We start from the raw sequence: 279 nt of genomic DNA, 5'->3' as shown, positions 1-279 counted from the left end.
CAGGCCCTTGTTGAAGCGCTGGTGAAGCGCTCGTGGTCGCAGGCCGACGCGCAGTCCACCGTTGAGGACATCATCGCCAGGGACGAAGCCCGCCGTGCCCATCTCGGCCGGCTGCAGGAGGCGCAGGAGCGCCGCAATACCGCTTCCAAGGAGATCGGCAAGGCGCTCGGCATGAAGGACGCCGAACTGGCTGAGAAGCTGAAGGCCGAAGTCGCCGAGATCAAAAGCTTCATCCAGGGCGGTGAAGCCGAGGAGCGTAGGCTCGACGAGGCGCTTGAG

General features: G+C 65.2%; 1 protein-coding gene. It reads left to right on the top strand.

What is annotated here, in order from left to right:
• Positions 1-279, top strand: a 279-nt coding sequence (locus NLU14_RS21580; RefSeq protein WP_275710490.1) for a serine--tRNA ligase, incomplete at both ends; no start/stop codon positions are given.

The sequence above is a fragment of the Marinobacter iranensis genome (assembly GCF_029207565.1).
Classification (GTDB): domain Bacteria; phylum Pseudomonadota; class Gammaproteobacteria; order Pseudomonadales; family Oleiphilaceae; genus Marinobacter; species Marinobacter iranensis.
Note: the sequence above shows the minus strand (reverse complement) of the source record. Positions and strands in the feature narration are given on the sequence as shown.